Raw genomic sequence first — 26,608 nt, 5'->3', positions numbered from 1 at the left:
TGATGGTGGATGTAAGACCTGTTGAACACTGTGGCAAATCAAGACTAGCGGGTTCTGCCGCAGTACGATGAATGGTAGGGAGCCGCCGCGCTGCTGTAAAAGCAATAAAAAATATGGCGGCCATAGGTATAAATAAATACGACCCGAGAAGACCCATGAGCCACGCCCCACGCTACCCCTTGCCCGACCTCAACACCCTGCCGGACGACCTGAAGACCAAAATTCTAGAGGTGCAGGAGAAGTCCGGCTTCATTCCGAATGTGTTTCTGGCCTTCGCCCGCCGCCCGGCCGAGTGGCGCGCTTTCTTTGCGTACCACGATGCGCTCATGCTGCGCGAAGGCAGCAGCCTCACCAAGGGGGAGCGCGAGATGATCATTACCACCACCAGCGCGGCCAACCACTGCCTGTACTGCGTGGTGGCACACGGCGCCATCCTGCGCATTTATGAAAAGAAGCCTTTGGTGGCCGACCAGGTCGCCGTCAATTACCGCAAGGCCGACATCACGCCCCGCCAGCGCGCCATGCTGGACTTTGCGATGAAGGTCTGCACAGAGAGCCACACGGTCGACGACGCCGACTTCACCGCCCTGCACGCCCATGGGTTTGATGATGAAGACATCTGGGACATTGCCGGCATTACCGCCTTCTTTGGTTTGAGCAACCGCATGGCCAATGTGACCGGCATGCAGCCCAACCCCGAGTTTTACCTGCTGGGCCGCGTGCCCAAAGCCAAGTAAACACAACGCAGCCTGCCCCCACGCCCCAGAAGCCCCATGCAAACCAGCACATCGCCCTCCCCGCTACGCACTACGCCGCCTGCCCTCAAGCCGCGCTGGGCCGGCACGGTCTTGGCCATTGCGGTCAGCCTGCTATCGGCGTGCAGTACCGTACCCGGCACCCTGAACTACATCGCGCCACCAGCGCAGCCCGAAGCCGCCACCGGCAACACGGCCAAACCCGGCTGGGCCACGCGCACCTATGCGGTGGCCGCCGCCAACCCCCTAGCCACCGACGCGGGCCGCCAGGTGTTGGCCGCAGGCGGCAGCGCGGTGGATGCTGCCATTGCCGTTCAAATGGTGCTGGCGCTGGTGGAGCCACAAAGCAGCGGCATTGGGGGCGGCGCGTTCCTGCTGCACTTCGACGGAACCACCACCCAAGCGTTCGATGGCCGGGAGACCGCTCCCGCTGCCGCAACGCTCGCCCTGTTTCTGGACAGCCAAGGGCAGCCCATGAAGTTCACAGACGCGGTAGTAGGCGGCCGGTCCGTGGGCGTGCCCGGTGCAGTAGCCATGCTGGCACAGGCCCACGCGCAACACGGCAAGCTGCCTTGGGCCAGCCTGTTCCAACCGGCCATCACCCTGGCCACACAAGGCTTTGCGGTCAGCCCGCGCATGGCGGCCTTGCTGGCGGCAGAGCCGCATCTGAAAAAAGACCCGGTAGCCGCGGCCTATTTCTACGACGCGGCCGGCAAACCCTGGCCTGCGGGTCATGTGCTGCGCAACCCCGAGCTGGCGGCCGTGCTGCAAGGCATTGCGGACCGCGGCCCGTCTGCCCTGCTGCAGGGCGAGGTAGGCCAAGCCATCGCCCGCAAAGTGCAAGGCCACCCCAGCAACCCCGGCAGCCTGAGCCCGCAAGACCTGGCCGGCTACCGCCCGGTGGTGCGCGAACCGCTGTGTTTTGACTACCGCGCCACCAATGCCGCAGCCCCGGGGCGCGAGGTGCGTATCTGCGGCATGCCGCCGCCCAGCTCGGGCGCCATTGCGATCGGCCAGATCCTGCGCATGTTGGACAACACCCCCGCTTCCACCCTGCCACTGGCCCAAGGACTGCCCACGGCGGACTGGCTACACCTCTACACCGAGGCTGCACGTCTGGCCTTTGCCGACCGTGCGCAGTACCTGGGCGACCCCGCCTTTGTGCAAGCTCCCGGTGGCACTTGGACCAGCCTGTTGAACCCCGCTTATCTGCGTAGCCGCGCTGCGCTGATCGACAGCAGCCCGCAAGGCAAAAGCATGCAAATGGCCCTGCCCGGCCAGCCCGCAGGCACCCCGCTGAGCTACGCCCCCATGCCGGACCAGATCGAGTACGGCACATCGCACATCTCGGTGGTGGATGCTTACGGCAACGTCGTGGCCATGACCACCACGATTGAAGACGCATGGGGCTCGCGCCAAATGGTCAACCGGGGCGTAGGCTTGGCCGGCGGCTTTTTGCTTAACAACCAGCTCACCGACTTCAGCTTCAGCCCCAACGGCCCGGACGGCCGCCCCGTGGCGAACCGGGTGGAGCCGGGCAAGCGGCCCCGCTCCAGCATGTCGCCCACCCTGGTGTTCGACAAAGCCAGCGGCAAGCTGCTGATGAGCGGCGGCAGCCCGGGCGGCGCGCTCATCATCCACTTCACCGCCAAAACCTTGTATGCAAACCTCCATTGGAGCCTGAATGCCCAGCAAGCCATCAACCTGCCCAACTTCGGCTCGCTCAACGGCCCCACCCTGCTGGAGGCCGGCCACTTCGATGCCGCGACCGTGCAAGCCCTGCGGGCCCGCGGCCACACCGTGCTGGAAGTGCCCATGCCCAGCGGCCTGCAGGCCATTGAGCGCACCGCCACCGGCTATTTCGGCGGGGCCGACCCGAGGCGCGAAGGAATTGTGCTGGGCGATTGAGTTTTGGATTTCATATGAAATCAGCCTCTAGCGCTCGTGGAATATGCGCGAGCAGCTTCTGAATTGATAGCAAAATCACCGCTCTAGCACACCCGGGACGAGGCGCCGACATGGCGTACGTCCCTACAATCGCCCCATGGCCATCCCCCAAAGCTTCATCCAGGAACTGCTCGCGCGTGCGGACGTGGTGGAGATCGTGGGCCGCTATGTACAGCTCAAAAAGGGCGGTGCCAACTTCATGGGCCTGTGCCCGTTTCATGGGGAAAAGTCGCCCTCGTTCACGGTGAGCCCGACCAAGCAGTTCTATCACTGCTTCGGTTGCGGCAAGAACGGCAACGCCATCGGCTTCCTGATGGACCACGCCGGCATGACCTTTATCGAAGCGGTCAAAGACCTCGCCGGCCAGTTCGGGATGGTGGTGCCCGAAGAAGAAGGCAGCCCCCAGGACCGCGCCCGCGCCCAGGCCCAGCGCGAAAAGCAGAACACCCTGACCAGCGTACTGGAAAAAGCCTGCGACGCCTACAAGCGTGCCCTCAAGGAGTCGCCCCGGGCGATTGAGTATTTCAAAGGCCGCGGCCTCTCCGGCGAAGTGGCCAAACAGTTCGGGCTGGGCTACGCCCCCGAAGGCTGGCGCAATCTGGCAAGCATCTTCCCCGAATACACCGACCCGCTGTTGGTGGAAAGCGGCTTGGTCATCCTCCACGAGGCCGAAAACGGCGCGGAAGAAAAGCGCTACGACCGCTTCCGCGACCGGGTGATGTTCCCCATCCGCAACATCAAGGGCGAATGCATAGGCTTTGGCGGGCGCGTGCTGGGCGATGAAAAGCCCAAGTACCTCAACTCGCCTGAGACACCGGTCTTCAGCAAGGGGCGTGAGCTGTACGGCCTGTTTGAAGCCCGCAGCTCCTTGCGCGAGCACGGCTATGTGCTGGTGACCGAGGGCTACATGGACGTGGTGGCGCTGGCGCAGCTGGGCTTTCCGAATGCCGTGGCCACGCTGGGCACTGCGTGCACCAACGACCATGTGCAAAAGCTGTTTCGCTTCACGGACGCTGTGGTGTTCAGCTTTGATGGAGACGCCGCCGGTCGGCGCGCTGCCCGCAAGGCGCTGGATGGCGCGCTGCCCTTTGCGTCCGATGTGCGCAGCATCAAGTTTTTGTTCCTGCCTGCCGAGCACGACCCGGACAGCTTTATCCGCGCCTACGGCAAAGAAGCGTTTGCCGACTACGTAGCCAAGGCTACGCCGCTGAGTAGATTTCTCGTGGAGTCGGCTCAGGACGGCTGCGACCTGAGCACTGCCGAAGGCCGGGCCCGTATGGCCAGCAACGCCAAGCCTCTGTGGAACCAACTGCCCGACGGCGCGCTCAAGCTCCAACTGCTCAGCGAAATCGCCCAACTGGTGCAACTGGGCAGCACCGAGCTGGGCACCCTGTGGGCCCACGGTGCAGCCAAGCCCGCGCCTGCGGAAGCGCCACGGCGCAAACGCGAAGCGCCACCCGCCACCGAGTTCAGCCCGGATGACGACCACTTTTCCTACGACGAGCCAGCCGAGTTCTCCGAGCCCTGGATTCCGCAGGACGAGTGGAAGAAGAAAACCGAGTGGAAAAAAGACGGCTGGACGCCCCGTGGCAAGGGCGACGGCAAATGGGAAGGCAAGTGGTCCGGCAAAGGCAGCAAATTCGGCAACCGCGAAGCGCGCCCTGCCGGCCCGCTGGCCAAGCTGGACAGCCGGCCCGACTTGGCAGCCCGCATCCTGCTCAACCACAGCGAGCTGTGGGACATCCTCTCCAGCGAAGACCATGGCTTGCTGTGCGAGCTTCCGGCACCCCATGGTGAGCTCTTCACCTGGCTGGAGAGCCAATTGCATGAGCACGGGCCGGTGTCGCGCGGTACCTTGAAAGAAGAAATCGTGGGGCACCCGGCCGAAGACCTGGTGCAGCGCCTCACCGCCGGCCCCGTGCTGGCCTCGGAGCCCCTGAGTGAGTCCGGCCCCGAGTTGCGTGACCTGCTCAACCGCATGCTGCTGGACCGGCTGGACGCGCAAATGCGCACTCTGGCCACCGACCCGACCAACCTCGGGCAGTTGCGGGTGCTGATGGACCGCAAAAAAGAGCTGCTCAAACTGCTACAGCCCGCAGTCGCAGACAGCTAGTCCACCCTGAAGCCCCCTGGTTGGAAGCGCCGCCCTGCCGTGTGCCGGCAGACTATTTGCTGTTTTTCAGCAGGTATTTTTGGCGGAGCTGGTTGTAGCGGCCATCGACCTTGGCTTTGACCAAGGCCTGGTCCAGCCGCTTGGCCACCTCCGGGTCGGTGCCCGGGTTCAGGCCGTACCAGTAGGCCGAGGATTCATCGAGCACCAGCGCTGGCACCAATTGCGCCGGGTCGATGCCGGCATTTTTGGCGTTGTAGGCCGCGGCCCAATCGAGCGACACCAACAAGTCAAAGCGCTTGGCGATGAACTTGCGCATATTGGTTTCGTCGTTCACCCCCAGCTCCAACCCGCCGCCCGCGGCATCCGTGGCGGGAATGGCCGCGAATCCCAGTTTTTCGAGCAACTTGGTGGAGGCGGACTCCAGGGTGGAGCCGATGCGGTAGGGCCGCGCGTCGTCGAGGTTTTTGAGCACGATGTCGGTGCGGTCCGCCCAGCGGTAGAGCACGATGCGGCGCGGGCTGATGGGCCCCACCCAGCGGAACAGGCTTTCCCGCTCGGGTGTGCGCACCAGGGAATACAAAATCACATCGCTGTGCCGCAATGCCCGGTCATACGCACGGGCCCAGGGCAGGACCTGTTTGCGCACATGGATGCCGGCGTCGGCCGCTATCAAATCCAACAATTCGCTGGAGAAGCCGGTAACGCGGCTGTCGGCCTCCATATTCAAGGGGGGCAACTGCTCGGTCAATGCCGACAACTCCACCACCGGCCCTGCGGCCCGGGCAGCCAGCGACAGCCCGAGCACACACGCTCCGATCCAGTGGGTCCGACTGCATGCGAACTTGAAATTCATCCAACGGCTCTCATAATATGAATCGCAACTATAATGTGCGATTGTTTCGGCAAGAGCGACAGCAGCACCTCCGGGCTAGGCTACCGTGAAAATTTACTCACAACGGCCACATTACCGCAAGGACTGCACCCCAAATGATCGCCCTCCCATCTTGCCATCAGGGAATTTGATTCCCTGCCTTGCCACTACCTCGCGTCTCCAGCGTTGCGTAGGCGGCACCTGTTCTATCGTTTGTTAGTTTTTTGTTGTTCTGAGGTTTTTGCATGCCCGCTTCAAAATCCGCCAAGCCCGATCAGTCTGCCGGCCTCGCCGCCAAAACCGAAAAGAAAGCCACCGCAGTGACCGCACCGAAATCCAAAGCCGCCCAGTTGAAAGAAGCCGCCGACGCATTACTGGCCGCCGCAGAAGCGCCCGCCAAAAAGAAAGCCGGCCGGCCGGCCAAAGCAGCGGCTGACGAGTCTTCGGCACCCGCCAAAGCCACCACAGGTGCCAAGCGCGGCCGCAAGCCCAAGGCAGCGGCAGCAGAGTCCAGCGGCGACGACATGGACATGTCGGACATTGAAGCGGACTTGGTCGGCGAGCCAGAAGCAGCAGCTACGACCACGCCCACGGGCGAGAAGGTCAAGCCCCTGCGCATGAAGATCAGCAAGGCGAAAGAACGCGCCTTGATGAAGGAATTCGGTCTGGACGAGACCGTCTTGTCCGAAGAAGACATGGCCAAGCGCCGCGCGCGCCTCAAGGCCCTGATCACCCTGGGCAAGACCCGCGGCTACCTGACCCACGGCGAAATCTCCGACCACTTGCCCGACAAGCTGGTGGATGCAGAAACCCTGGAAGTGGTGATCTCCATGTTGAACGACATGGGTGTGGCGGTGTATGAGCAGACCCCCGATGCGGAAACCCTGCTGCTGAACAACAACGTCTCCACCGCAGCCACCGTAGAAGAAGCGGAAGAAGAAGCCGAAGCAGCCCTCTCCACCGTGGACTCGGAATTCGGCCGCACCACCGACCCCGTGCGCATGTACATGCGCGAAATGGGTACCGTGGAACTGCTGACCCGCGAAGGCGAAATTGAAATCGCCAAGCGCATCGAAGGCGGCTTGATGGACATGATGGAGGCGATCTCGGCCTCCCCTGCCACCATCGCCGAAATTCTGCGCCTGGGTGAAGACATCCGCGAAGGCAAGGTGGTCATCACCACCATCGTGGACGGCTTCTCCAACCCCAACGAAGCTGACGACTATGTGGCCGAAGAAGACTTCGACGAATTCGACGAAGCCGACGATGACGACGGCAAAGGCGGCTCCAAAGCGCTGACCAAGAAGCTGGAAGAGCTGAAGAAGCAGGCGCTGGAGCGCTTCGACAAGATGCGCGAGCTCTTCGAGAAGGTGCACAAGGTTTACGACAAGGAAGGCTACGGCACGCCCGCCTATGTGAAAGCCCAGAAGGCCCTAAGCGACGAGCTGATGACCATCCGCTTCACCGCCAAGGCGATCGAGAAGCTGTGCGACATGGTGCGCGCCCAAGTGGATGATGTGCGCAAGAAGGAACGCGAACTGCGCCGCATCATCGTGGACAAGTGCGGTTACCCGCAAGAGCAGTTCATTGCCGACTTCAGCGGCCGTGACAAGGCCGGCAACAAGGTGGCCTCCAACCTGCTGAACCTCAAGTGGATCGAAAAGCAAGCTGCATCGGGCAAGTCTTGGGCCGCCGTCATGGGCCGCAATATTCCACCGGTGCAGGACTTGCAACAAAAGCTGATCGACCTGCAATCCCAGGTGGTGGTGCCTTTGGACCAACTCAAGGACATCAACAAGCGCATGAACGCCGGCGAGTACGCATCGCGTGCCGCCAAGAAGGAAATGATCGAGGCCAACTTGCGCTTGGTGATCTCGATTGCCAAGAAGTACACCAACCGCGGCCTGCAGTTCCTGGACTTGATCCAAGAAGGCAACATCGGTTTGATGAAGGCGGTAGACAAGTTCGAATACCGTCGCGGCTACAAGTTCTCGACCTACGCCACCTGGTGGATCCGCCAGGCCATCACCCGCTCGATTGCAGACCAGGCCCGCACCATCCGTATCCCGGTGCACATGATCGAAACCATCAACAAGATGAACCGCATCAGCCGCCAGCACTTGCAAGAGTTTGGTTTTGAGCCCGATGCATCCGTCTTGGCCGAGAAGATGGAGATCCCGGAAGACAAGATCCGCAAGATCATGAAGATCGCCAAAGAGCCGATCTCCATGGAAACGCCGATCGGGGACGACGACGACAGCCACTTGGGCGACTTCATCGAAGACAGCGCCAACACCGCGCCTATGGAAGCCGCGATGCAGGCCGGCCTGCGCGATGTGGTCAAAGACATTTTGGACAGCCTCACGCCGCGTGAAGCCAAGGTGCTGCGCATGCGTTTCGGTATCGAAATGACCAGCGACCATACCTTGGAAGAAGTGGGCAAGCAGTTCGACGTGACCCGCGAGCGCATCCGCCAGATCGAAGCCAAGGCGCTGCGCAAGCTCAAGCACCCCAGCCGCTCGGACAAGCTGCGCAGCTTCACCGATACGCTGTAAAGCCTGAGGCTTTCAAGCCATTTAGCGCCCCAGCCCACATGGAATGTGCGCGGGGCGCTATTTTTTGATAGTACTGATTTCACATCGCTGCTTCTCCAACTGTTATGGCTAACGATCAACCGTACAAACTCGCCGGCGTCATGGGCTGGCCTGTGGCCCACTCCCGCTCCCCTGTCATTCACAACCACTGGATTGAAGAGCACGGCCTGCGTGGCGCCTATGTGTTGCTGCCAGTACAGCCCGAAAAGCTGGAGCAGGCTCTGCGCGCCCTGCCGGTGCTGGGCATTGCAGGCTGCAACCTGACCATTCCCCACAAAATTGATGCCATGAGCATCGTCGATGAGGTCGATGCCCTCGGCCAACGCATAGGCGCGGTCAACACGATTGTGGTGAATGCCGATGGCAGCCTGAGCGGGCGCAACACCGATGCCTTCGGCTTCATCCAGAGCCTGTATGAAGCGCGCAGCACCTGGAAGCCCGCCCAGGGCCCCGCTTGCGTGGTGGGTGCCGGCGGCGCAGCACGCGCGGTGGTCACCGGCCTGCTCGACGAAGGCGTGCCGGAAATCCGGCTCACCAACCGCAGCGATGCCAAGGCCACAGACATGGCGCAAGAGTTTGGGCCCCGTGTCAAAGCCGTTCCGTGGACTGAGCGGCATGACGCACTGGAAGGCGTAGCCTTGCTGGTCAACACCACCAACCAGGGCATGCATGGTCAGCCGGCGCTGGATCTGCGGCTGGACGCATTACCGGTGACGGCCTTGGTCTCTGACATTGTGTATGTACCCATGGAAACGCCTTTGCTCACGGCAGCGGCCGCCCGCGGCAACGCCACGGTGAATGGCTTGGGCATGTTGCTGCACCAGGCACGCCCAGCGTTTGAAGCCTGGTTCGGTCCCCTGCCCTCCGTCAGCCCGGCGCTGATGCAGAAAATACGGGCGACTTTTTAAGCCACGCGGCGCTCAGACAGCGGTCTTGGCGCTGCGCTCCCCCACGAAGCGGAAGGCGAAGGACAGCACCTCTTCGAGGGACAGCTCTATCGCCTGGCGCTCCTGCTCAGTGAGGTAAAACATCATATCCACATCGTGCCGGACGTAGCGGGCCGGCAGGCGGTTCAAAGCTACGCAGCACACGTCGGCCAGCATGTCATTGGTGAACTCGGGGTGCTGTGCCGCGCGCTGCACCACCTCTTCAAAAACCAGGCGTTCGTAATAGTTATGGACCTGCTCAAAATTGAAATTCATGGTGGAACTGCCTCCGGAAATAGTCGAGTGCGTGATGCTAGCCAAGAACCATAGCACCCCGTCCCGTATGTGACAAGCACACGCCGGACAGCGAGCATGCAAAGCCCCTTGCAAAGGGCGGCGCCCTGTTTACATGCGTTAACAGCTATGAAACTTGTAGCAGTGCAAAATCTGCGCTATAGTTTCCGCTCTATTTCGGATTCGCGGTCATGGAGCCGCCCATCCCTTCAGACACAAGCAAAGTACCAACAATAAAGGGCAAGGTAATGAGTGCAAAAGAAACGGTCGCCGTGGGACAACTGTTGGAATTGTTGGAATCCCGTTATGCGATTCGCGTTTTGTGGGCTTTGCGCGATGGTCACGCCCAAACCTTCCGCTTGCTGCAAGACAGCGTGGGCGGCATTACCCCCAACACCCTGAACACCCGTATCAAGGAATTGCGCGAAGCCGCCTTGCTGACCCATGGTGCGGATGGCTATGTCCTGACCACCGCAGGCACCGACCTCGTGAAGCGCTTGGGCGATTTGCAGGCCTTTGCCGTCAAATGGTCCACCGCGCAAGCCAAAAAGACCAAGTAAACCCCGCCCGACCGCCCTGCGGTCCGCACCCCACCAGACAGGCCATGCCTGTCTTTTTTTTGGCTGGGGCATAATTTAGGGTTTTTCCGGCCGCCAGCGCCCTGTGCATATGCGCGGTCAGCTCTCATTTTTATAGCAAAAGGATTCGAACATGCCTACTACCGCCAGCGGCCTCCAATTTGAAGACACCATCGTGGGCGAAGGCCCCGAAGCCGCCAAAGGCCAAAGCGTCACCGTGCATTACACCGGCTGGCTGTACAACGATGGCGTGCAAGGCGCCAAGTTCGACTCCAGCAAGGACCGCAACGACCCGTTTGTGTTCCACCTGGGCGCCGGCATGGTGATCCGCGGTTGGGACGAAGGTGTGGCCGGCATGAAGGTCGGCGGTGCGCGCACCCTGATCATCCCCGCAGCATTGGGCTACGGCTCCCGCGGCGCTGGCGGCGTGATCCCTCCCAACGCCACTCTGAAATTTGATGTGGAGTTGTTGGGCGTTCGCGGTTAATCCCGTCACCCCACCCTCCCATGTGACTTTGGCCGGATATCGGAAAGATATCCGGCAAGCCCCCCTTGAAAACATGGTTATGCGTCGCCAATTAGGGCGCAATCGCATTCAACCGGATTGAACCGTATGTCAGATACCCCAAGCACCCCCAGCACCCCGGCCACAGACGCCCCCCAAAGCCCCGAAGAAATTCTGGCGGCTGCGGCTGCTAACGAAGTTGATGCGCTGACCGCAGCGCAGGCTGAGCTGGCGACCCTGAAAGCCAAAAGCACCGAGCTGGCCGACCAGTTCTTGCGCGCCAAAGCCGAGGCCGAAAACGCCCGCCGCCGCGCAGAGGACGAAATCTCCAAAGCCCGCAAGTTCGCCGTGGAAAGCTTTGCCGAGAGCATGTTGCCCGTGGCTGACAGCCTGGAAGCCGGTCTGGTGATCAAAGATGCCACCCCCGAACAAATCCGCGAAGGCGCCCAGGCCACCCTGCGCCAATTGACAGCTGCACTGGAGCGCAACAAGGTGATCGCCATCGCACCGGCTGCCGGCACCAAGTTCGATCCGCACCATCACCAGGCCATCAGCGTGGTGCCTTCCGAGCAGGAAGCCAACACCGTGGTCAATGTGCTGCAAAAGGGCTACTCCATTGCTGATCGCGTGCTGCGCCCGGCCTTGGTCACCGTGTCTGCCCCCAAGTAAGTGCGACAGCGCACAACCAGCCGACCGGATTAATCGTATTTTTTGAGCGGTTGGGCACTTGAAACGTTTTGAGTAGCCCACACCTTATCCACATCTGAATTTTTAGAGTTTTAGGAGTACACCATGGGAAGAATCATCGGCATTGACTTGGGAACCACCAACAGCTGCGTTGCTGTGATGGAAGGCAACACGCCCAAAGTGATCGAAAACGCGGAAGGCGCGCGCACCACCCCGTCCATCATTGCCTACCAAGAAGATGGCGAAGTGTTGGTGGGTGCATCCGCCAAGCGTCAAGCCGTGACCAACCCCCGCAACACACTGTACGCAGTGAAGCGCCTGATCGGCCGCAAGTTCACTGAAAAAGAAGTACAGAAGGACATCGACCTGATGCCCTACACCATTGCCGCTGCCGACAACGGCGACGCCTGGGTGGAAGTGCGCGGCAACAAGCTGGCGCCCCAGCAGGTCAGCGCAGACGTGCTGCGCAAGATGAAGAAAACCGCCGAAGACTACCTCGGCGAAGAAGTGACTGAGGCCGTGATTACCGTGCCCGCCTACTTCAACGACGCGCAGCGCCAAGCAACCAAGGACGCTGGCCGCATTGCCGGTTTGGATGTGAAACGCATCATCAACGAACCTACCGCTGCCGCTTTGGCCTTCGGTATGGACAAGAACGAAAAGGGCGACCGCAAGATCGCCGTGTACGACTTGGGTGGAGGTACGTTTGACGTGTCCATCATCGAAATCGCGGATGTCGATGGCGAAAAGCAATTCGAAGTGTTGTCCACCAACGGTGACACCTTCCTGGGCGGTGAAGACTTCGACCAGCGCGTGATCGACTTCATCATCACCGAGTTCAAGAAAGAGCAAGGCGTCGACCTGTCCAAGGACGTGCTGGCCCTGCAACGTTTGAAGGAAGCCGCTGAAAAGGCCAAGATCGAACTCTCCAGCAGCTCCCAAACCGACATCAACCTGCCCTACATCACCGCAGATGCGTCCGGCCCCAAGCACCTGAACATCAAGCTGACCCGCGCCAAGCTGGAGTCCCTGGTGGAGGAGTTGATCGAGCGCACCATTGCGCCTATCCGCACGGCGTTGAAAGACGCTGGCGTGTCGGCCTCCGAAGTGCACGACGTGATTCTGGTCGGCGGCATGACCCGCATGCCCAAGGTGCAAGAGAAGGTCAAGGAACTGTTTGGCAAGGAACCCCGCAAGGACGTGAACCCTGACGAAGCCGTGGCCGTGGGTGCTGCGATCCAAGGTCAGGTTTTGTCGGGCGACCGCAAGGACGTGCTGCTGCTGGACGTGACTCCTCTGTCCCTGGGTATTGAAACCCTGGGCGGTGTGATGACCAAGATGATCAGCAAGAACACCACCATCCCCACCAAGTTCGCGCAGACCTTCTCCACCGCTGAAGACAACCAGCCTGCCGTGACCATCAAGGTGTTCCAGGGCGAGCGCGAAATCGCTGCCGTGAACAAGATGCTGGGCGAGTTCAACCTCGAAGGCATCCCACCCGCAGCACGTGGCACACCCCAGATCGAAGTGTCTTTTGACATTGACGCCAACGGCATCTTGCACGTGGGCGCCAAGGACAAGGGCACCGGCAAGGAAAACAAGATCACCATCAAAGCCAACTCTGGCTTGTCGGAAGACGAAATCCAGCAAATGGTGAAAGACGCCGAGCTGAACGCTGCCGACGACAAGAAGAAGCTCGAACTGGTCCAGGCCCGCAACGAAGCCGAAGCCAACGCCCACAGCGTGAAGAAGAGCTTGGGCGAGTACGGCGACAAGCTGGACGCCGGCGAGAAGGAAAAGATCGAAGCGGCCATCAAGGACGTGGAAGATAGCCTGAAGTCTGACGACAAAGACGCCATCAAGGCCAAGAGCGAAGCGCTGATGGCCGCCAGCCAGAAGCTGGGCGAAAAGATGTACGCCGACATGCAAGCCAAGCAAGCCGCTGAAGGCGGTGAGCAGCCTGCCGGCGGTGCTGACCAAGGCGCACAGGCTTCCAAGCCAGCGGACGACGACAACATCGTGGACGCTGAAGTTAAAGAAGTCAAAAAAGGCTAAGCTGGCACACTAGCGCAGCACAAAGATGCCGCGTTGAACGCCACTTGGGGTTCAACGCGGCTTTTCTGTTCTAAACAGGCACAAGAGACACATGGCCAAACGCGACTATTACGAAATTCTGGGCGTCGGCAAGACCGCATCAGAAGAAGAGATCAAAAAGGCCTATCGCAAACTGGCGATGAAGCACCACCCTGACCGCAATCAGGGCGATGCTGCCAAAGCCGCTGAAGAGAAATTCAAAGAGGCCAAAGAGGCCTACGAGATGCTTTCTGACGCCCAGAAACGTGCCGCCTACGACCAGTACGGTCACGCCGGCGTGGACCCCAACCGGGGTGGCGGTGGCGGCGAGGGCTATGGCGGTTTTGCCGAAGCCTTTGGCGACATCTTTGGCGACATGTTCGGCCAGCAGCGCGGTGGTGCCCGTGGCGGGCGCCAAGTCTACCGGGGCGGCGACCTGAGCTATGCGATGGAAGTCACCCTGGAAGAAGCGGCCCGCGGCAAAGATGCGCAAATCCGCATCCCCAGCTGGGACAACTGCGACACCTGCAAGGGCACCGGTGCAAAACCCGGCACCCAGGTCAAAACCTGCGGCACCTGCAACGGCGCCGGTTCGGTGCAAATGCGCCAAGGCTTCTTCAGCGTGCAGCAAACCTGCCCAACTTGCCGTGGCAATGGCAAGGTCATTCCCGACCCCTGCAACGTCTGCAGCGGCCAGGGCAAGATCAAGCGCCAGAAGACGCTGGAAGTCAAAATCCCCGCCGGTATCGACGGTGGCATGCGCATCCGCAGCGCAGGCAATGGCGAGCCTGGCACCAATGGCGGCCCGCCCGGCGACCTGTACATCGAAATCCGGCTCAAGAAGCACGACATCTTTGAGCGCGATGGCGATGACCTGCATTGCTCGGTGCCCATCAGCTTCGTCACGGCCGCATTGGGCGGCGAAATTGATGTGCCCACGCTGGCCGGCAAAGCCGCGATCGACATCCCCGAAGGCACCCAAACCGGCAAGCAGTTCCGCCTGCGCGGCAAGGGCATCAAGGGTGTGCGTTCCAGCTACCCGGGCGACCTGTATTGCCACATCACCGTGGAAACACCGGTCAAGCTCACCGAGCACCAGCGCAAGCTGCTCAAGGAATTGGACGAGTCATTCAAAAAGGGCGGCAGCAAGCACTCCCCCACGGGTGACAGTTGGACAGACCGCCTGAAAAGCTTTTTTAGCTGATCCAGCGCAAGCTCAGGGCTCACCCTGAGCCCTGCAGAAGCCGCCGCAGTCTATAAAGGACCCGGCGGCTTTTTTACGGGTGCTTTTGCCCACGGGCTGCCGGGAGGTTTGCACCATGTCCGTCACCATCACTTTTCTGGGCGCTGCCGGCACCGTCACCGGCTCCAAATACTGGGTTCGCCATGGCGACCAGAGCCTGCTGGTGGACTGCGGCTTGTTCCAAGGCTACAAGCCCCTGCGCCTGCGCAACTGGGCGCCTGTGCCGCTGGTGCCCGAGGATGTGGGAGCAGTGCTGCTGACCCATGCTCACCTCGACCACAGCGGCTACCTCCCCTTGCTGGCGCGCGAAGGCTTTCGCGGCCACGTATATTGCTCCGAGGGCACGCGGGACCTGGCCAAAATTCTGCTGCCCGACAGCGGGCATATCCAGGAAGAGGACGCCCTGTTTGCCAACCGCCACGGCTTTTCCAAACACAACCCGGCTCTGCCCCTCTACACCCGGCAGGACGCCCTCGACAGCCTGCCCCTGCTCAAAGCCGTCAAGCAGCGCCACACCTTCAGCCCCCTGCCGGGCTGGAAGGCCACTTTTCAGCCTGCCGGCCACATCCTCGGAGCCTCCAGCATCTTGCTGGAGGTGGCCGGGCGGCGCATTCTGTTCTCCGGTGACTTGGGCCGCCCCGACGACAGCCTGATGAATCCGCCCGATGCGCCCCCCGCCGCCGACACGGTGTTGATCGAATCCACCTACGGCGACCGCACTCACCCGGCAGACAACCTGCTTGCCGAGCTCGGCCCCGCCTTGCACCGGCTGGCAGCGCGTGGCGGGGTGGCGGTAGTCCCCGTATTTGCCGTGGGCCGCGCCCAGGCGCTGCTGCTGGCTATTGCCCAGCTCAAGGAGCAAGGCCAGATTCCGCATGGCTTGCCGGTGTTTCTGGACAGCCCGATGGCAGTGCACACCACCCACTTGTTTGAGCAACACCCGGGCGAGCATCGCCTGTCCACCCGGGAGGTGCATGTCATGACCCGCTGCGCCACCATGGTCAGCAGCACCGACGAATCCAAGGCACTGGCCTCGCGCCACGGACCGATGGTGATTTTGTCGGCCAGCGGCATGGCCACCGGGGGGCGGGTATTGCACCACCTGGCCCACCACGCAGGCAATCACCGCAACATGGTCATCTTGACCGGCTACCAATCCCCCGGCACACGGGGCGCCACACTGGCCTCCGGTGCGCGCACTGTGCGCATCCACGGCCGCGATGTAGAAATCAACGCCGAGGTGGTGCAATTGGAGTCTGCCTCCGCCCATGCGGACTCGGGCCAACTGCTGCAGTGGTTGCAACAGATGCCCTCGCCGCCGGACCAGGTGTATGTGGTGCACGGTGATTTGCCCGCGGCCGACGCCTTACGCACCCGGATTGAGCGTGAACTGCACTGGCGTGCGCTGGTGCCGGAGCACAGCTCCACCTGGCCTGTATGAGCCGGCGAGTACCGGGGCGCACTCCCCGGTGAAGGCACAATCGGGGCATGTCGTCCCCCGAATACCTGACCGCCGCCTTTTACAAGTTTGTTGACCTGCCGGACTACGCCGAGCGCAAGCCCGCACTGCTGGCGTTTTGCGAAAGCCGCAATGTCAAAGGCATGATCCTGCTCGCCCGCGAAGGCATCAACAGCACCATCGCCGGCATTGCGGAGGACGTGCATGCGGTGCTAGCCTACCTGCGTGCAGACCCTTTGTTGGCGGACCTGCAACACAAAGAATCCTTCTCTGACAAAGCCCCCTTCTACCGCATGAAGGTGCGCCTGAAAAAAGAGATCGTCACCATGCAGGTGCCCGGCATCAGCCCCACCAAAATGGCCGGCACCTATGTAAAGCCCGAAGACTGGAATGCCCTGATCTCCGACCCGGACGTGGTGGTAGTAGACACCCGCAACGACTACGAGGTGGAGATCGGTACCTTTGCCGGCGCCATTGACCCGCACATCAAAAGCTTTGCCGAATTGCCTGCGTGGGTGGAGCAATCCGAGCTACTGGGCCAGTCCGGCAAAAAACCCAAAGTGGCCATGTTTTGCACCGGCGGCATCCGCTGCGAAAAGTCCACCGCCTACATGCGCGAGCGGGGTTATGACGAGGTCTACCACCTCGAAGGCGGCATCCTCAAATACCTGGAAACCATCCCCCCGGAGCAAAGCTTGTGGCAGGGTGAATGCTTTGTGTTCGACGAACGTGTGTCGGTCGGCCATGGCTTGGTACCCGGGCCGCACGGCCTGTGCCGGGCCTGCCGCCACCCTTTGGAAGAAGGCGCTACCAATTCCCCCCTGTATGAAGCCGGCGTGAGCTGCCCGCGTTGTCACGCCCACACCAGCGACACTCAAAAAGCCAGCGCCCGCGAGCGCCAACGCCAGTGGGAGCTGGCCAAGGCCCGCCGGCAGGTCCACATAGGCGCCAGCCTGCCCAAGCCCGACGCCGCTTGAGCGCTCAACGCTGCCATTGCCCGCGCTAGAGCCCCAGCCTGAGCCCATGACCCTGCCTGTGCTCTATTCCTTTCGCCGTTGCCCCTATGCGATGCGGGCCCGGCTGGCCATCGCCAGCAGCGGCACGGCGTGCGAATTGCGCGAGATCGTACTGCGGGCCAAACCGCCCGAGATGCTGCAAGCCTCACCCAAAGGCACGGTCCCCGTACTCGTGTTGCACCATGACAAAGTCCTGGAGCAAAGCCTGGACATCATGCTCTGGTGCCTGCAGCGCCATGACCCAGCGCAATGGCTCCCGGCGGATGACGCTGCGCGGCAGCACAGCCTGCAGCTGATTGCGGACTGTGACGGTGAATTCAAACACCACCTGGACCGGTACAAATACCCCAACCGGTACAACCTGCCGGATGGCGACGTCCACCGTGCGCAATGCGCTACTTTTTTGATAGCACTTGAATCCCGCTTGTGCGAGCACCCGTTTTTGCACGGCACTCACTGGGGCTTGGCGGATGCGGCTATCGCCCCGTTTGTGCGCCAATGCGCCCACACCGACAGGGCATGGTTCGACGCACAAGCCTGGCCCCGTTTGCAAGCCTGGCTGACGGCGTTTGAACACTCTGCGTTGCTGGAGGCCTGCATGCACAAATACACCCCATGGCAAGCGGGTGACACACCGGTGTACTTCCCTACCGTTTAGGCCCCAAGCAGCGGGATTTCCCGCCACGTGAGACGGTTTTACATCTGCTTACCAGAAACCCCTGTCTTGCCCCGCCCCTGCGGGGTAAAGCTGCGCGGGCCCCCTGTCAGCACGCCCCGAGGCGTGCGATCATTCCAGCTCAATAAAAACTCAGAGAGCCGCACCGGGCACGCGCACGCACCGCCCGATGCACCCGTTGGTCCATGAGCGCTTTTCAGTCCCTGTCCGCCAGCCACAGCACGCCCGAGACCCGCGCTCGGGCGCAACGCTTGGTGCGCGCCATGGTCGGCAAAACGCTGGGGTATCTGGAAGAGCGCGACACCGCCTGTGTGCAACACCTGCGGGGCCATTTGTTGGACCTGGCCGATGGCAAGGTGCCCATGCTGCAAGGCCAGAACCTGCGCGCCGCCGCCATGCTGCTGGACCGCCAAGCCCCCCGGTTTTTGGGGAGCTTTCGCAAAGCCCTGCAGAAAACCCTGCATGACGAGATTGCCGATGTCTGGCCCGCCTTCCACCACGCCTCGGCACCCGCCAGTCCTGTCGCGGGATCCGCGCTCGACGGCATGTCGCTGAGCCTGATCGATGTGGACGAGGTGCACCGCATCCTCCTGCTAGACCGCGTAGCCCAGCGTTTCAACAACCGGCAGGAGCCCTTGCTCAGTCCGCTCACCACCAAGCTGGCAGCGTTGGTGGAAGACGAGAATTTTTCGCTGGGGCAAAACGTGTTCCGCCCCCAGGTGATCCTCAAAGGCTTCATGCTGGGCTGGGAACAAAGTGAGCTGGACCCGCAGGTCACCGACGACCTCATCGAGTCCCTGGAGCCTGACCACTTCGTCGACCTGGCTCCGCTGTACCAGGAGCTGCTGTCCATGCTGACCCAAGCCGGTGTGCAAGCGCAAACGGTGCACCGCATCCGCAAGGCACCGGAATCCAACTTTGCACCGCTCACGGGCGCGGCGCCCTTGAGCGCTACACCGCAAGCCAGCCACGGAGATACCGCGCAGCAGGCTGCGACGGCGGTGCCAGCCAGCGCAGCGGGGTCAGGCCCCGCAGCAACAGGCACAGGCGGCTGGAGCGCCATCGCGCCCACCGGCCAGCAACTGGTGCAGCAGGTGCGCAGCTTTTTGCAGCGCCTGGGTTTCGGCTCATCCGCTCCCGCTGGCGAGGCCGATGACGCCCCAGACGATGGGGACCGCCACATCCACGGCAACGCCGAAATGCTCGCCATTCCGCCGGACCCGGCCCTGCTGCAATACCTTGGCGATATGCAGGCCGGCGCAGGCAGAGGCTCACGCTTTCAGTTTCTGCAAGACGACCTGCCCCCGGATGACAATGGCCCCCTCCCCCACACGGGGCTGCACCGCAACGTGCTGCGCCAGCTGAGGGAGCAACCGGCGTTTCAAAACGCGCAGGAGCTGGACCGTGGCACGGTGGACGCGCTGGCCGAGGTGTTTGACTATGTATTTGCCGACATGGCCATCCCGGCACCGCTCAAAGTCATCATCGGGCGCTTGCAAATTCCGGTGCTGCGTGCAGCCATGCTGGACCGGGACTTCTTTCTGAGCGCAGAGCATCCGGCCCGCAAGCTGGTAGACACGCTCGCCTCCGCCTCGGTCACATGGACGCCCGAGAAAGGCGAACAGGACCCGCTTTACCTGCAGATTGACGGCTCGGTGCAGCGGGTGCTGCACGAGTTTGAAGACGACCTGGCCTTGTTTGCCATCGTGCTGGCGGATTTCACCGAGTTCCTGTTCGAAAGCGAACAACGTGCCGACAAGGAAATTGAGCCGGTTGCCGCCCAGGAAAACAACCAGGAACAACTCCAGGCGGCGCTGGCCCATGCGGACGAAATCGTCCACGCCCGCATCTCCGCGCTGCCGGAACACCTGCCGCTGGCGCCTTTTCTCAAGCCCTTTCTGGCCATGCAATGGCGCCAGGTGATTGCCCGAGCCTGGATGACGGAAGACAGCCACGCCGGCCACTGGAACCACGCCCTGGACACCATGGACCAGCTCATCTGGAGCACCCAGGCCAAGACCACGCAGGAGGAACGCCAGAAGCTGGTGGCCGTGCTGCCGGAACTGGTGCGTACCCTGAACGAGGAGCTGGACGGTATCGCCTGGGAGGGGGACGACCGCGGCAACTTCACCCGCCGCCTGATTGCCACCCACATGCTGGCCATTCGCATGAAAGCTCCGGCCCCGCCCGACAGCCGCAGCGCGGCCCTGGAAGAAAGCGCTGGCGAAGAGGCCATGCAGGCGCTGGACGAGCGCCGTGCCCTCAAACTGGCCGAGCAAGACCAGAGCCAGATGGATGAGTTCGACGCCAGCGCCCAACTGCTCACCCGTGGCGTATGGTTTGAAAAAGTATCGCCCGACACCCCGCCCTTCCGCTGCCGCCTGAGCTGGGTCAGCCCGCTGCGCACCCGCTTTGTGTTCACCAACCGCGAAGGCTTTGATGCTTTTGTGCTGACCGAGCGCGAAGTCGCCACCATGCTGCGCCGCCACGAGCTGCAAATGCTCGATCAGGCGCCGATTGTGGAACGCGCTTTGAACCGCCTCATGGCCGACAACGAACCTGAGCTGCGCCTGCAAGCTTGAGCGTCAGCAGGTCCTGGCCGACCCCGTACTATCAAAAAAATAGCGCCTCGCGCACAAAGCACGGGCGCTAGCAGCCTCAAAGGCTTGTCACTCAGGCGTAGTTACGCGCCAGCAGTTCGGCTTTGGCCGCAGCGTATTCGCGCTTGAGCTGCGCCACAAACTCACCCGCAGGTTGAATTTTGTCGACCGCGCCAATGCCTTGTCCGCAGCCCCAGATGTCTTTCCAGGCTTTGGCCGAGGCGCCGCCAAAGTTCATCTTGCTCGAGTCACTCTCCGGCAGGTTGGCCGGGTCTAGGCCGGCAGCGCGGATGCTGGGTGCCAGGTAGTTGCCGTGCACACCGGTGAAGAGGTTGCTGTACACAATCTCATCCGAGTTGTTGTCCACGATGGCCTGTTTGTATTCCTGCGCGGCGCGGGCTTCTTCGGTCGCAATAAAGGCCGAGCCGATGTAGGCAAAGTCTGCCCCCATGGCCTGTGCCGCCAGCACCGAGGCCCCAGTAGCAATGGAGCCGGACAAGGCCAATGGGCCATCGAACCACTGGCGGATTTCCTGCACCAGGGCAAACGGACTCTTCACACCCGCATGGCCGCCGGCACCTGCGGCCACGGCGATCAGGCCGTCCGCACCTTTTTCAATGGCTTTGTGCGCGTGCTTGTTGTTGATGATGTCGTGCAACACCACACCGCCGTAAGAGTGGGCTGCGGCATTGATGTCTTCGCGTGCGCCCAGCGAGGTGATGATGATGGGCACCTTGTACTTCACGCACAGGGCCATGTCGTGCTCCAGGCGGTCGTTGCTCTTGTGCACGATCTGGTTGATGGCAAATGGCGCTGCGGGCTTGTCCGGATGGGCCGCGTTGTGGGCCGCCAAAGCCTCAGTGATCTCCTTCAGCCAGTCCTCCAGCAACTCGGCCGGACGCGCATTGAGCGCCGGCATGGAACCCACCACACCCGCAATGCACTGGGCAATCACCAGCTTCGGGTTGCTGATGATGAACAAGGGCGAGCCGATCACCGGAAATGGCAGCCTATCCAGCGGCGCAGGCAGTTTGGACATGGGGTCTCCTCGGGTACTTTTTATGAAAGAAATCGACCGGTAGCGCCCGCTGCATATACGCGAGCAGCTACCAAATCTATAGCATCAACTTTGCCGGTATCGCCGGCCAGCCCATCAAAAAGCGTCGAGCGGCAAGGCGGTGACGCTGTCGGCACCTTCCACAATGCTGTCACGCAGACCACCGGCCTTGCTCAACAAGTGGTCGGCATAGAAGCGTGCGGTGGTGATCTTGGCCTGCATGAAAGCCACATCATCTCCGGCAGCAATGGCCTTTTCGGCGACCAGGAGCGAGCGGGCCAGTTGCCAGCCGGCCATCAAGTTGCCTGCGAGCATGAGGTAAGGCACGCTGCCAGCGAACACCGCGTTCGGGCTGGCCTTGGTGTTACCGGCCACAAACTCCACCACGTCGATGAACGCCAAACGTGCTGCCTTCAGGCGCTTGGCAACCGCCAAGGCATGGGCGGAGCCGCTGGCCAACAAATCGGCTTCGGTCGCTTCCACTTGGCCGGCGATACCCTTGGCAATCTGGCCGCCATCGCGGGAGGTCTTGCGTCCCACCAGGTCATTGGCCTGAATGGCAGTGGTGCCCTCGTAAATGGTGAGGATCTTGGCATCACGGTAGTACTGGGCAGCGCCGGTTTCTTCGATGAAACCCATGCCGCCGTGCACCTGCACACCCAGCGAAGTGACTTCCAGGCTCATCTCGGTGCTGTAGCCTTTGACCAGCGGCACCATGAACTCATAGAAAGCCTGGTTCTGTTTGCGGGCCTCAGCGTCGGTGTGGTGGTGGGCTGCGTCATAAGCGCTGGCGGCGACACTGGCTAGGGCGCGGCAGCCTTCGGTGTAGGCGCGCATGGTCATCAGCATGCGGCGCACATCGGGGTGGTGAATGATGGGGGCGCTGCCGGGTGTAGAGCCATCCACCGGGCGGCTTTGCACGCGGTCACGTGAAAACTGCACGGCCTTTTGGTAAGCGCGCTCGGCAATCGCAATGCCCTGCACACCCACGCCATAGCGGGCCGCGTTCATCATGATGAACATGTACTCCAGCCCCCGGTTTTCTTGCCCCACAAGGTAGCCAATGGCACCACCGTTGTCGCCGTACTGCAGCACGGCGGTCGGGCTGGCCTTGATGCCCATCTTGTGCTCGATAGAGGCACAGTGCACATCGTTGCGGGCACCCAAAGAACCATCTTGGTTGACCATGAATTTGGGCACCACAAACAGGCTGATGCCCTTGACGCCTTCGGGCGCGCCGCTCACGCGGGCCAGCACCAGGTGGACGATGTTCTCGGCCATATCGTGCTCACCCCAGGTGATGAAGATTTTGGTGCCGAAGACTTTGTAAGTGCCATCCAGCTGGGGCTCGGCGCGGCTGCGCACCAGGGCCAGATCGGAACCTGCTTGGGGTTCGGTCAGGTTCATGGTGCCTGTCCACTTGCCGCTCACCAGGTTTTCCAGGTAGGTGGCCTTGAGCTCGTCAGACCCGGCGGTCAGCAAAGCTTCGATGGCGCCATCCGACAACAAGGGGCACAGCGCAAAGCTCATGTTGGCGCTGTTGACCATTTCGCCGCAGGCAGCGCCAATGGTCTTGGGCAGGCCTTGGCCGCCGAAGTCGGTAGGGTGCTGCAGGCCTTGCCAGCCACCGTCGGTGAATTGCTTGAACGCATCCTTGAAACCCGGAGTGGCGGTGACCACGCCATCTTTCAGGCTGGAGGGGTTCTTGTCGCCTTCCCAGTTCAAGGGCGCCAAAACGCCTTCGGTGAACTTGGCGGACTCTTCCAGCACGGCTTGAGCGGTGTCGAGGCCGGCATCTTCAAAGCCGGGCAGTTGAGCGATCTGTTCAATGTTGGCCAGGTGCTGGATGTTGAACAGCATGTCCTTGACGGGGGCGACGTAGCTCATGGATGTCTCCTGTTTTTGTAGGGGCGGTAAGGGGGTAGAAAAAAGTCAGGCCAAAAAAAAGGGCACCGCGCGCGATGCCCCTGGGTCACACCGGCATCAGAGTGCCGCAATGAGTTCCGGCACAGCGGTGAAGAGGTCGGCCTCCAAGCCGAAGTCCGCCACGCTGAAAATCGGGGCTTCCGGGTCCTTGTTGATCGCCACAATGACCTTGGAGTCCTTCATGCCGGCCAAGTGCTGAATGGCACCACTGATGCCCGCTGCGATGTACAGCTGGGGCGCCACGATCTTGCCGGTCTGGCCCACTTGCCAGTCGTTGGGTGCGTAACCGGCGTCCACCGCGGCACGGGATGCACCCAAGGCCGCACCCAGCTTGTCAGCCAGGGGCGTCATGACCTCAGTGAACTTCTCGGCAGAGCCCAGCGCACGACCACCGGAGACGATGATCTTGGCAGCCGTCAACTCAGGGCGATCGTTCTTGGCGATCTCGGAACCTACAAAGGTCACCGCAGCGCTGGTAGCGGTAGCAGTCACGGTCTCCACAGCTGCACTGCCACCAGTGGCCGCTGCGGGGTCGAAACCGGTGGTGCGCACTGTCAGCACTTTCACCGCGTCCGTGGCTTGCACGGTGGCAATGGCGTTGCCGGCATAAATGGGGCGCTCGAAGGTGTCGGCACTCACCACTTTGGTGATGTCAGACACTTGGCCGACATCCAGCTTAGCCGCGACGCGAGGGGCGATGTTTTTGCCGGAAGCGGTGGCGGGGAAAACGATGTGGCTGTAAGCACCGGCAATAGCGAGTACCTGGGATGCCACGTTTTCAGCCAAGCCGTGCTCGAACGCTGCGCTGTCGGCGTGGATCACTTTGGACACACCGGCGATTTGCGCTGCAGCGGCAGCGGCGGCGCCCGCATTGCTGCCGGCAACCAGCACGTGCACATCACCACCCGCTTGGGCGGCAGCAGTCAAGGTGTTCAGGGTGGCACCCTTGATGGATGCGTTGTCGTGTTCGGCGATAACAAGAGCGGTCATGATCAGATTACCTTTGCAACATTCTTCAGTTTGTCCACCAGGGTCGCCACATCGGGCACCTTGATACCGGCGCTGCGCTTGGCAGGTTCAGCCACGCTCAGGGTCTTGATGCGGGGAGCCACATTCACGCCGAGGTCTTCAGGCTTGAAGGTGTCGAGTTGCTTCTTCTTGGCCTTCATGATGTTGGGCAAGGTCACGTAGCGGGGCTCGTTCAGGCGCAAGTCGGTGGTGATGATGGCCGGCAGGGTTACCGCCAGAGTTTCCAGGCCGCCGTCCACTTCACGGGTCACGTGGGCCTTGCCGTCCACCACTTCCACCTTGGAGGCAAATGTGGCCTGGGGCAAATCAGCCAAGGCTGCCAGCATCTGGCCGGTCTGGTTGCAATCGTCGTCGATGGCTTGCTTGCCTAAAATCACGAGGCCGGGCTGCTCTTTGTCGACCAGCGCCTTGAGCAGTTTGGCGACGGCCAAAGGTTGCAGTTCTTCAGCAGTTTCCACCAGAATGCCGCGGTCGGCACCAATGGCCATGGCAGTACGCAGGGTTTCCTGGCACTGGGCCACGCCACAGGACACGGCGATCACTTCCGTGACCACGCCCTTTTCCTTGAGGCGCACGGCTTCTTCCACGGCGATCTCGTCAAAGGGGTTCATGCTCATCTTGACGTTGGCGATGTCTACTCCCGTGTTGTCCGACTTCACGCGAACCTTCACGTTGTAGTCCACCACTCGTTTGACGGGTACCAGGACTTTCATTGCTGCGACTCCAGATAGTTAAAAATTTGGCCGTTTTAGTTGACGTGCACGTCAATCATCCGATTCTATGCCGGACTGCCTGCTCCCTGCGGAATGCGATAACAGGTGGCCTGAAATAGACAAAAATAGAACGACCGTGCTTTTTTAAGATTATAGCCATGCCCGGCCGCCTGTGAGGCAAAGCGTCACCTTCTTTTAGGGCGAAGACTCAGAAAACGCTCTCAGTGCACCTTGGTGTGCACCACCCGTTGTGGGTAGGGAATGTCGATGCCGTGCTCGCGCAGGGTCTTGAGAATCGCCAGGTTGATTTCGGAGCGCAAGTTGCCCTGCCCGTTCTCCAGATCGTCGATCCAATAGCCCACGGTGAACTCCAGACCGTCCGCACCAAAATTGGCCAACTGCACGGCCGGCGCAGGCTCCCGCAGCACGCGGGCTTGGCTCAAGGTGGCCTCCAGCAGCAGCGCCATCACCTGCTCCACATTGCTCTCATAGCCCACCGACACGGCCACACTCTGGTTCACCTTGGGGTCTGCCAGCGAGAGGTTTTCCACCCGTTGCGTGATCAGCATTTCGTTGGGGACGATGGACTCGCGCCCGGTCTGACTACGCACCACGGTGTAGCGGGCGTTGATCTGGGTGATCTGCCCCTCAAAGCCATCCACCCGCACCACATCGCCGATGCGCATGCTGCGCTCGGTGAGGATGACGAAGCCCGATACATAGTTGGCCGCCAGCTTCTGCAAGCCCAGACCAATACCCACCCCTACCGCGCCGCCGAGCACCGAGAGGGCCGTGAGATCAATACCCACCGCCGAAAGCGCCATCATCAGGCCCACGAACATCAGCACCGCACGAACGGCATTGCTGGCCGCCTTGCGCAGCGAGAGTTCGCCGCCGGTGGCTGAGCGCAGCAGGCGGGATTCAATGCCGGCCGATATCCACAGTGTGATGATGAGCACCGCACCCGCGGTCACCATGCCTTCGAGAATGTTGCGCACTGACAGCGTGGTGCCGCCCACCTTCCAAGTGATCAGGTCCAGCTCATTGAGGATGACCGGCAGCAAACCGCTCACCCACAGCACCATGGCGATCCAGGCGACCCAGGAGATGGTTTGCTCCAGGGGCTTGATCCAGCGCGCGTCCGCAAAGGTGGCCTGTAGCACCTTGACGCCCACCCGTATCACCACCAGCGAGATCAACACCGGAATCACGACACGGAACACCGCAATATTCACAAAGTGGCTCAAGAGCTCCAGAGCCACATAGCCCAGACACAGCAACACCAAGGGGAACAGCACCCCGTCAATCACGCGCCGGCCGAACCAGATGGAGCGCTCCTCCGTCAAACCCAGCGCTTTGCGCAGTGCCGCCACCAAACCCCACGCCATGACCACCACGCCGCCCAGCACCGCCAGCTCGGTCAGCACGGTGATTTGGGTGAAGGCATCCAGCCAGCCTGCGAAATCGTCAATCGGTTGAGGGGCAGGGATGTGTTTCAAAGAAGCCATACGTAAAACAGCAAAAAAACAGACAAGCAAAAGGAATA

At 61.6% G+C, this 26,608-nt stretch carries 21 protein-coding genes; 14 read left to right on the top strand and 7 right to left on the bottom strand.

What is annotated here, in order from left to right; translation table 11 throughout:
- Positions 1 to 155: 155 nt before the first annotated feature.
- From FDM28_RS10575 to dnaG, 3 genes are all read left to right on the top strand, one after another.
- A complete protein-coding gene (locus tag FDM28_RS10575; protein WP_138515099.1) occupies positions 156 to 737 on the top strand; it encodes a peroxidase-related enzyme in 582 nt (193 codons plus the stop codon).
- 36 nt (positions 738 to 773) lie between these two features.
- On the top strand, positions 774 to 2,663 hold the full coding sequence (locus FDM28_RS10570) for a gamma-glutamyltransferase family protein (RefSeq protein WP_138515098.1): 1,890 nt from the start codon (positions 774 to 776) through the stop codon (positions 2,661 to 2,663).
- A gap of 136 nt (positions 2,664 to 2,799) precedes the next feature.
- Positions 2,800 to 4,815 (top strand): DNA primase, encoded by a 2,016-nt coding sequence (dnaG, locus tag FDM28_RS10565; protein WP_138515097.1) that lies wholly within the window; start codon positions 2,800 to 2,802, stop codon positions 4,813 to 4,815.
- Between the two features lie 52 nt (positions 4,816 to 4,867).
- Here dnaG and FDM28_RS10560 read toward each other — a convergent pair whose 3' ends face one another.
- The gene (locus FDM28_RS10560; RefSeq protein WP_138515096.1) at positions 4,868 to 5,668 is read right to left on the bottom strand and encodes a substrate-binding periplasmic protein; all 801 of its coding nucleotides are present in this window, start codon (positions 5,666 to 5,668) and stop codon (positions 4,868 to 4,870) included.
- A 263-nt stretch (positions 5,669 to 5,931) separates the two neighbouring features.
- On the opposite strand from FDM28_RS10560, the gene rpoD reads away from it, so the two are divergent.
- Both rpoD and FDM28_RS10550 read left to right on the top strand, forming a co-directional pair.
- Positions 5,932 to 8,241: an RNA polymerase sigma factor RpoD gene (gene rpoD, locus FDM28_RS10555; RefSeq protein WP_138515095.1), complete on the top strand. Its 2,310-nt coding sequence runs from the start codon at positions 5,932 to 5,934 to the stop codon at positions 8,239 to 8,241.
- A gap of 104 nt (positions 8,242 to 8,345) precedes the next feature.
- Positions 8,346 to 9,188 (top strand): shikimate dehydrogenase, encoded by an 843-nt coding sequence (locus FDM28_RS10550; RefSeq protein WP_138515094.1) that lies wholly within the window; start codon positions 8,346 to 8,348, stop codon positions 9,186 to 9,188.
- A 12-nt stretch (positions 9,189 to 9,200) separates the two neighbouring features.
- On the opposite strand, the gene FDM28_RS10545 is transcribed toward FDM28_RS10550, so the two are convergent.
- Entirely contained in the window at positions 9,201 to 9,482 is a 282-nt protein-coding gene (locus tag FDM28_RS10545) for a late competence development ComFB family protein (protein WP_138515093.1), read from the bottom strand.
- Positions 9,483 to 9,748: 266 nt separating this feature from the next.
- On the opposite strand from FDM28_RS10545, the gene FDM28_RS10540 reads away from it, so the two are divergent.
- The 9 genes from FDM28_RS10540 (at position 9,749) to FDM28_RS10500 (ending at position 20,319) form a co-directional block, all read left to right on the top strand.
- Positions 9,749 to 10,060 (top strand): winged helix-turn-helix transcriptional regulator, encoded by a 312-nt coding sequence (locus FDM28_RS10540; protein ID WP_138515092.1) that lies wholly within the window; start codon positions 9,749 to 9,751, stop codon positions 10,058 to 10,060.
- A gap of 151 nt (positions 10,061 to 10,211) precedes the next feature.
- Positions 10,212 to 10,565 carry an FKBP-type peptidyl-prolyl cis-trans isomerase gene (locus FDM28_RS10535; RefSeq protein ID WP_138515091.1) on the top strand — a complete coding sequence of 118 codons (354 nt, stop codon included), beginning with the start codon at positions 10,212 to 10,214 and terminating at the stop codon, positions 10,563 to 10,565.
- Positions 10,566 to 10,691: 126 nt separating this feature from the next.
- Complete coding sequence (gene grpE / locus FDM28_RS10530) at positions 10,692 to 11,252, top strand: nucleotide exchange factor GrpE (protein ID WP_138515090.1); 561 nt, start codon at positions 10,692 to 10,694, stop codon at positions 11,250 to 11,252.
- Positions 11,253 to 11,375: 123 nt separating this feature from the next.
- Positions 11,376 to 13,325 carry a molecular chaperone DnaK gene (dnaK, locus tag FDM28_RS10525; RefSeq protein ID WP_138515089.1) on the top strand — a complete coding sequence of 650 codons (1,950 nt, stop codon included), beginning with the start codon at positions 11,376 to 11,378 and terminating at the stop codon, positions 13,323 to 13,325.
- 91 nt (positions 13,326 to 13,416) lie between these two features.
- Positions 13,417 to 14,547, top strand: coding sequence for a molecular chaperone DnaJ (gene dnaJ, locus FDM28_RS10520; protein WP_138515088.1), 1,131 nt, complete (start codon positions 13,417 to 13,419; stop codon positions 14,545 to 14,547).
- Between the two features lie 115 nt (positions 14,548 to 14,662).
- Positions 14,663 to 16,027, top strand: coding sequence for an MBL fold metallo-hydrolase RNA specificity domain-containing protein (locus tag FDM28_RS10515; RefSeq protein ID WP_138515087.1), 1,365 nt, complete (start codon positions 14,663 to 14,665; stop codon positions 16,025 to 16,027).
- 47 nt (positions 16,028 to 16,074) lie between these two features.
- Positions 16,075 to 17,022 (top strand): oxygen-dependent tRNA uridine(34) hydroxylase TrhO, encoded by a 948-nt coding sequence (gene trhO, locus FDM28_RS10510; RefSeq protein WP_138515086.1) that lies wholly within the window; start codon positions 16,075 to 16,077, stop codon positions 17,020 to 17,022.
- Between the two features lie 46 nt (positions 17,023 to 17,068).
- Entirely contained in the window at positions 17,069 to 17,719 is a 651-nt protein-coding gene (locus FDM28_RS10505) for a glutathione S-transferase (protein WP_138515085.1), read from the top strand.
- A 203-nt stretch (positions 17,720 to 17,922) separates the two neighbouring features.
- Positions 17,923 to 20,319, top strand: a complete 2,397-nt coding sequence (locus tag FDM28_RS10500) for a DUF1631 family protein (RefSeq protein WP_138515084.1) — start codon at positions 17,923 to 17,925, stop codon at positions 20,317 to 20,319.
- Positions 20,320 to 20,410: 91 nt separating this feature from the next.
- Here FDM28_RS10500 and FDM28_RS10495 read toward each other — a convergent pair whose 3' ends face one another.
- The 5 genes from FDM28_RS10495 to FDM28_RS10475 form a co-directional block, all read right to left on the bottom strand.
- Positions 20,411 to 21,376, bottom strand: coding sequence for an NAD(P)H-dependent flavin oxidoreductase (locus FDM28_RS10495; protein WP_138515083.1), 966 nt, complete (start codon positions 21,374 to 21,376; stop codon positions 20,411 to 20,413).
- 114 nt (positions 21,377 to 21,490) lie between these two features.
- Positions 21,491 to 23,281, bottom strand: coding sequence for an acyl-CoA dehydrogenase (locus tag FDM28_RS10490; protein ID WP_138515082.1), 1,791 nt, complete (start codon positions 23,279 to 23,281; stop codon positions 21,491 to 21,493).
- Between the two features lie 96 nt (positions 23,282 to 23,377).
- Positions 23,378 to 24,310 carry an electron transfer flavoprotein subunit alpha/FixB family protein gene (locus FDM28_RS10485; protein WP_138515081.1) on the bottom strand — a complete coding sequence of 311 codons (933 nt, stop codon included), beginning with the start codon at positions 24,308 to 24,310 and terminating at the stop codon, positions 23,378 to 23,380.
- Positions 24,311 to 24,312: 2 nt separating this feature from the next.
- Positions 24,313 to 25,062 carry an electron transfer flavoprotein subunit beta/FixA family protein gene (locus FDM28_RS10480; RefSeq protein ID WP_138515080.1) on the bottom strand — a complete coding sequence of 250 codons (750 nt, stop codon included), beginning with the start codon at positions 25,060 to 25,062 and terminating at the stop codon, positions 24,313 to 24,315.
- Positions 25,063 to 25,283: 221 nt separating this feature from the next.
- Positions 25,284 to 26,570: a mechanosensitive ion channel family protein gene (locus FDM28_RS10475; protein WP_138515079.1), complete on the bottom strand. Its 1,287-nt coding sequence runs from the start codon at positions 26,568 to 26,570 to the stop codon at positions 25,284 to 25,286.
- Positions 26,571 to 26,608 lie beyond the last annotated feature (38 nt).

The organism is Rhodoferax bucti, from assembly GCF_005876985.1.
Lineage (GTDB): Bacteria > Pseudomonadota > Gammaproteobacteria > Burkholderiales > Burkholderiaceae_C > Allorhodoferax > Allorhodoferax bucti.
This window is presented reverse-complemented; position numbering and strand designations above follow the sequence as displayed.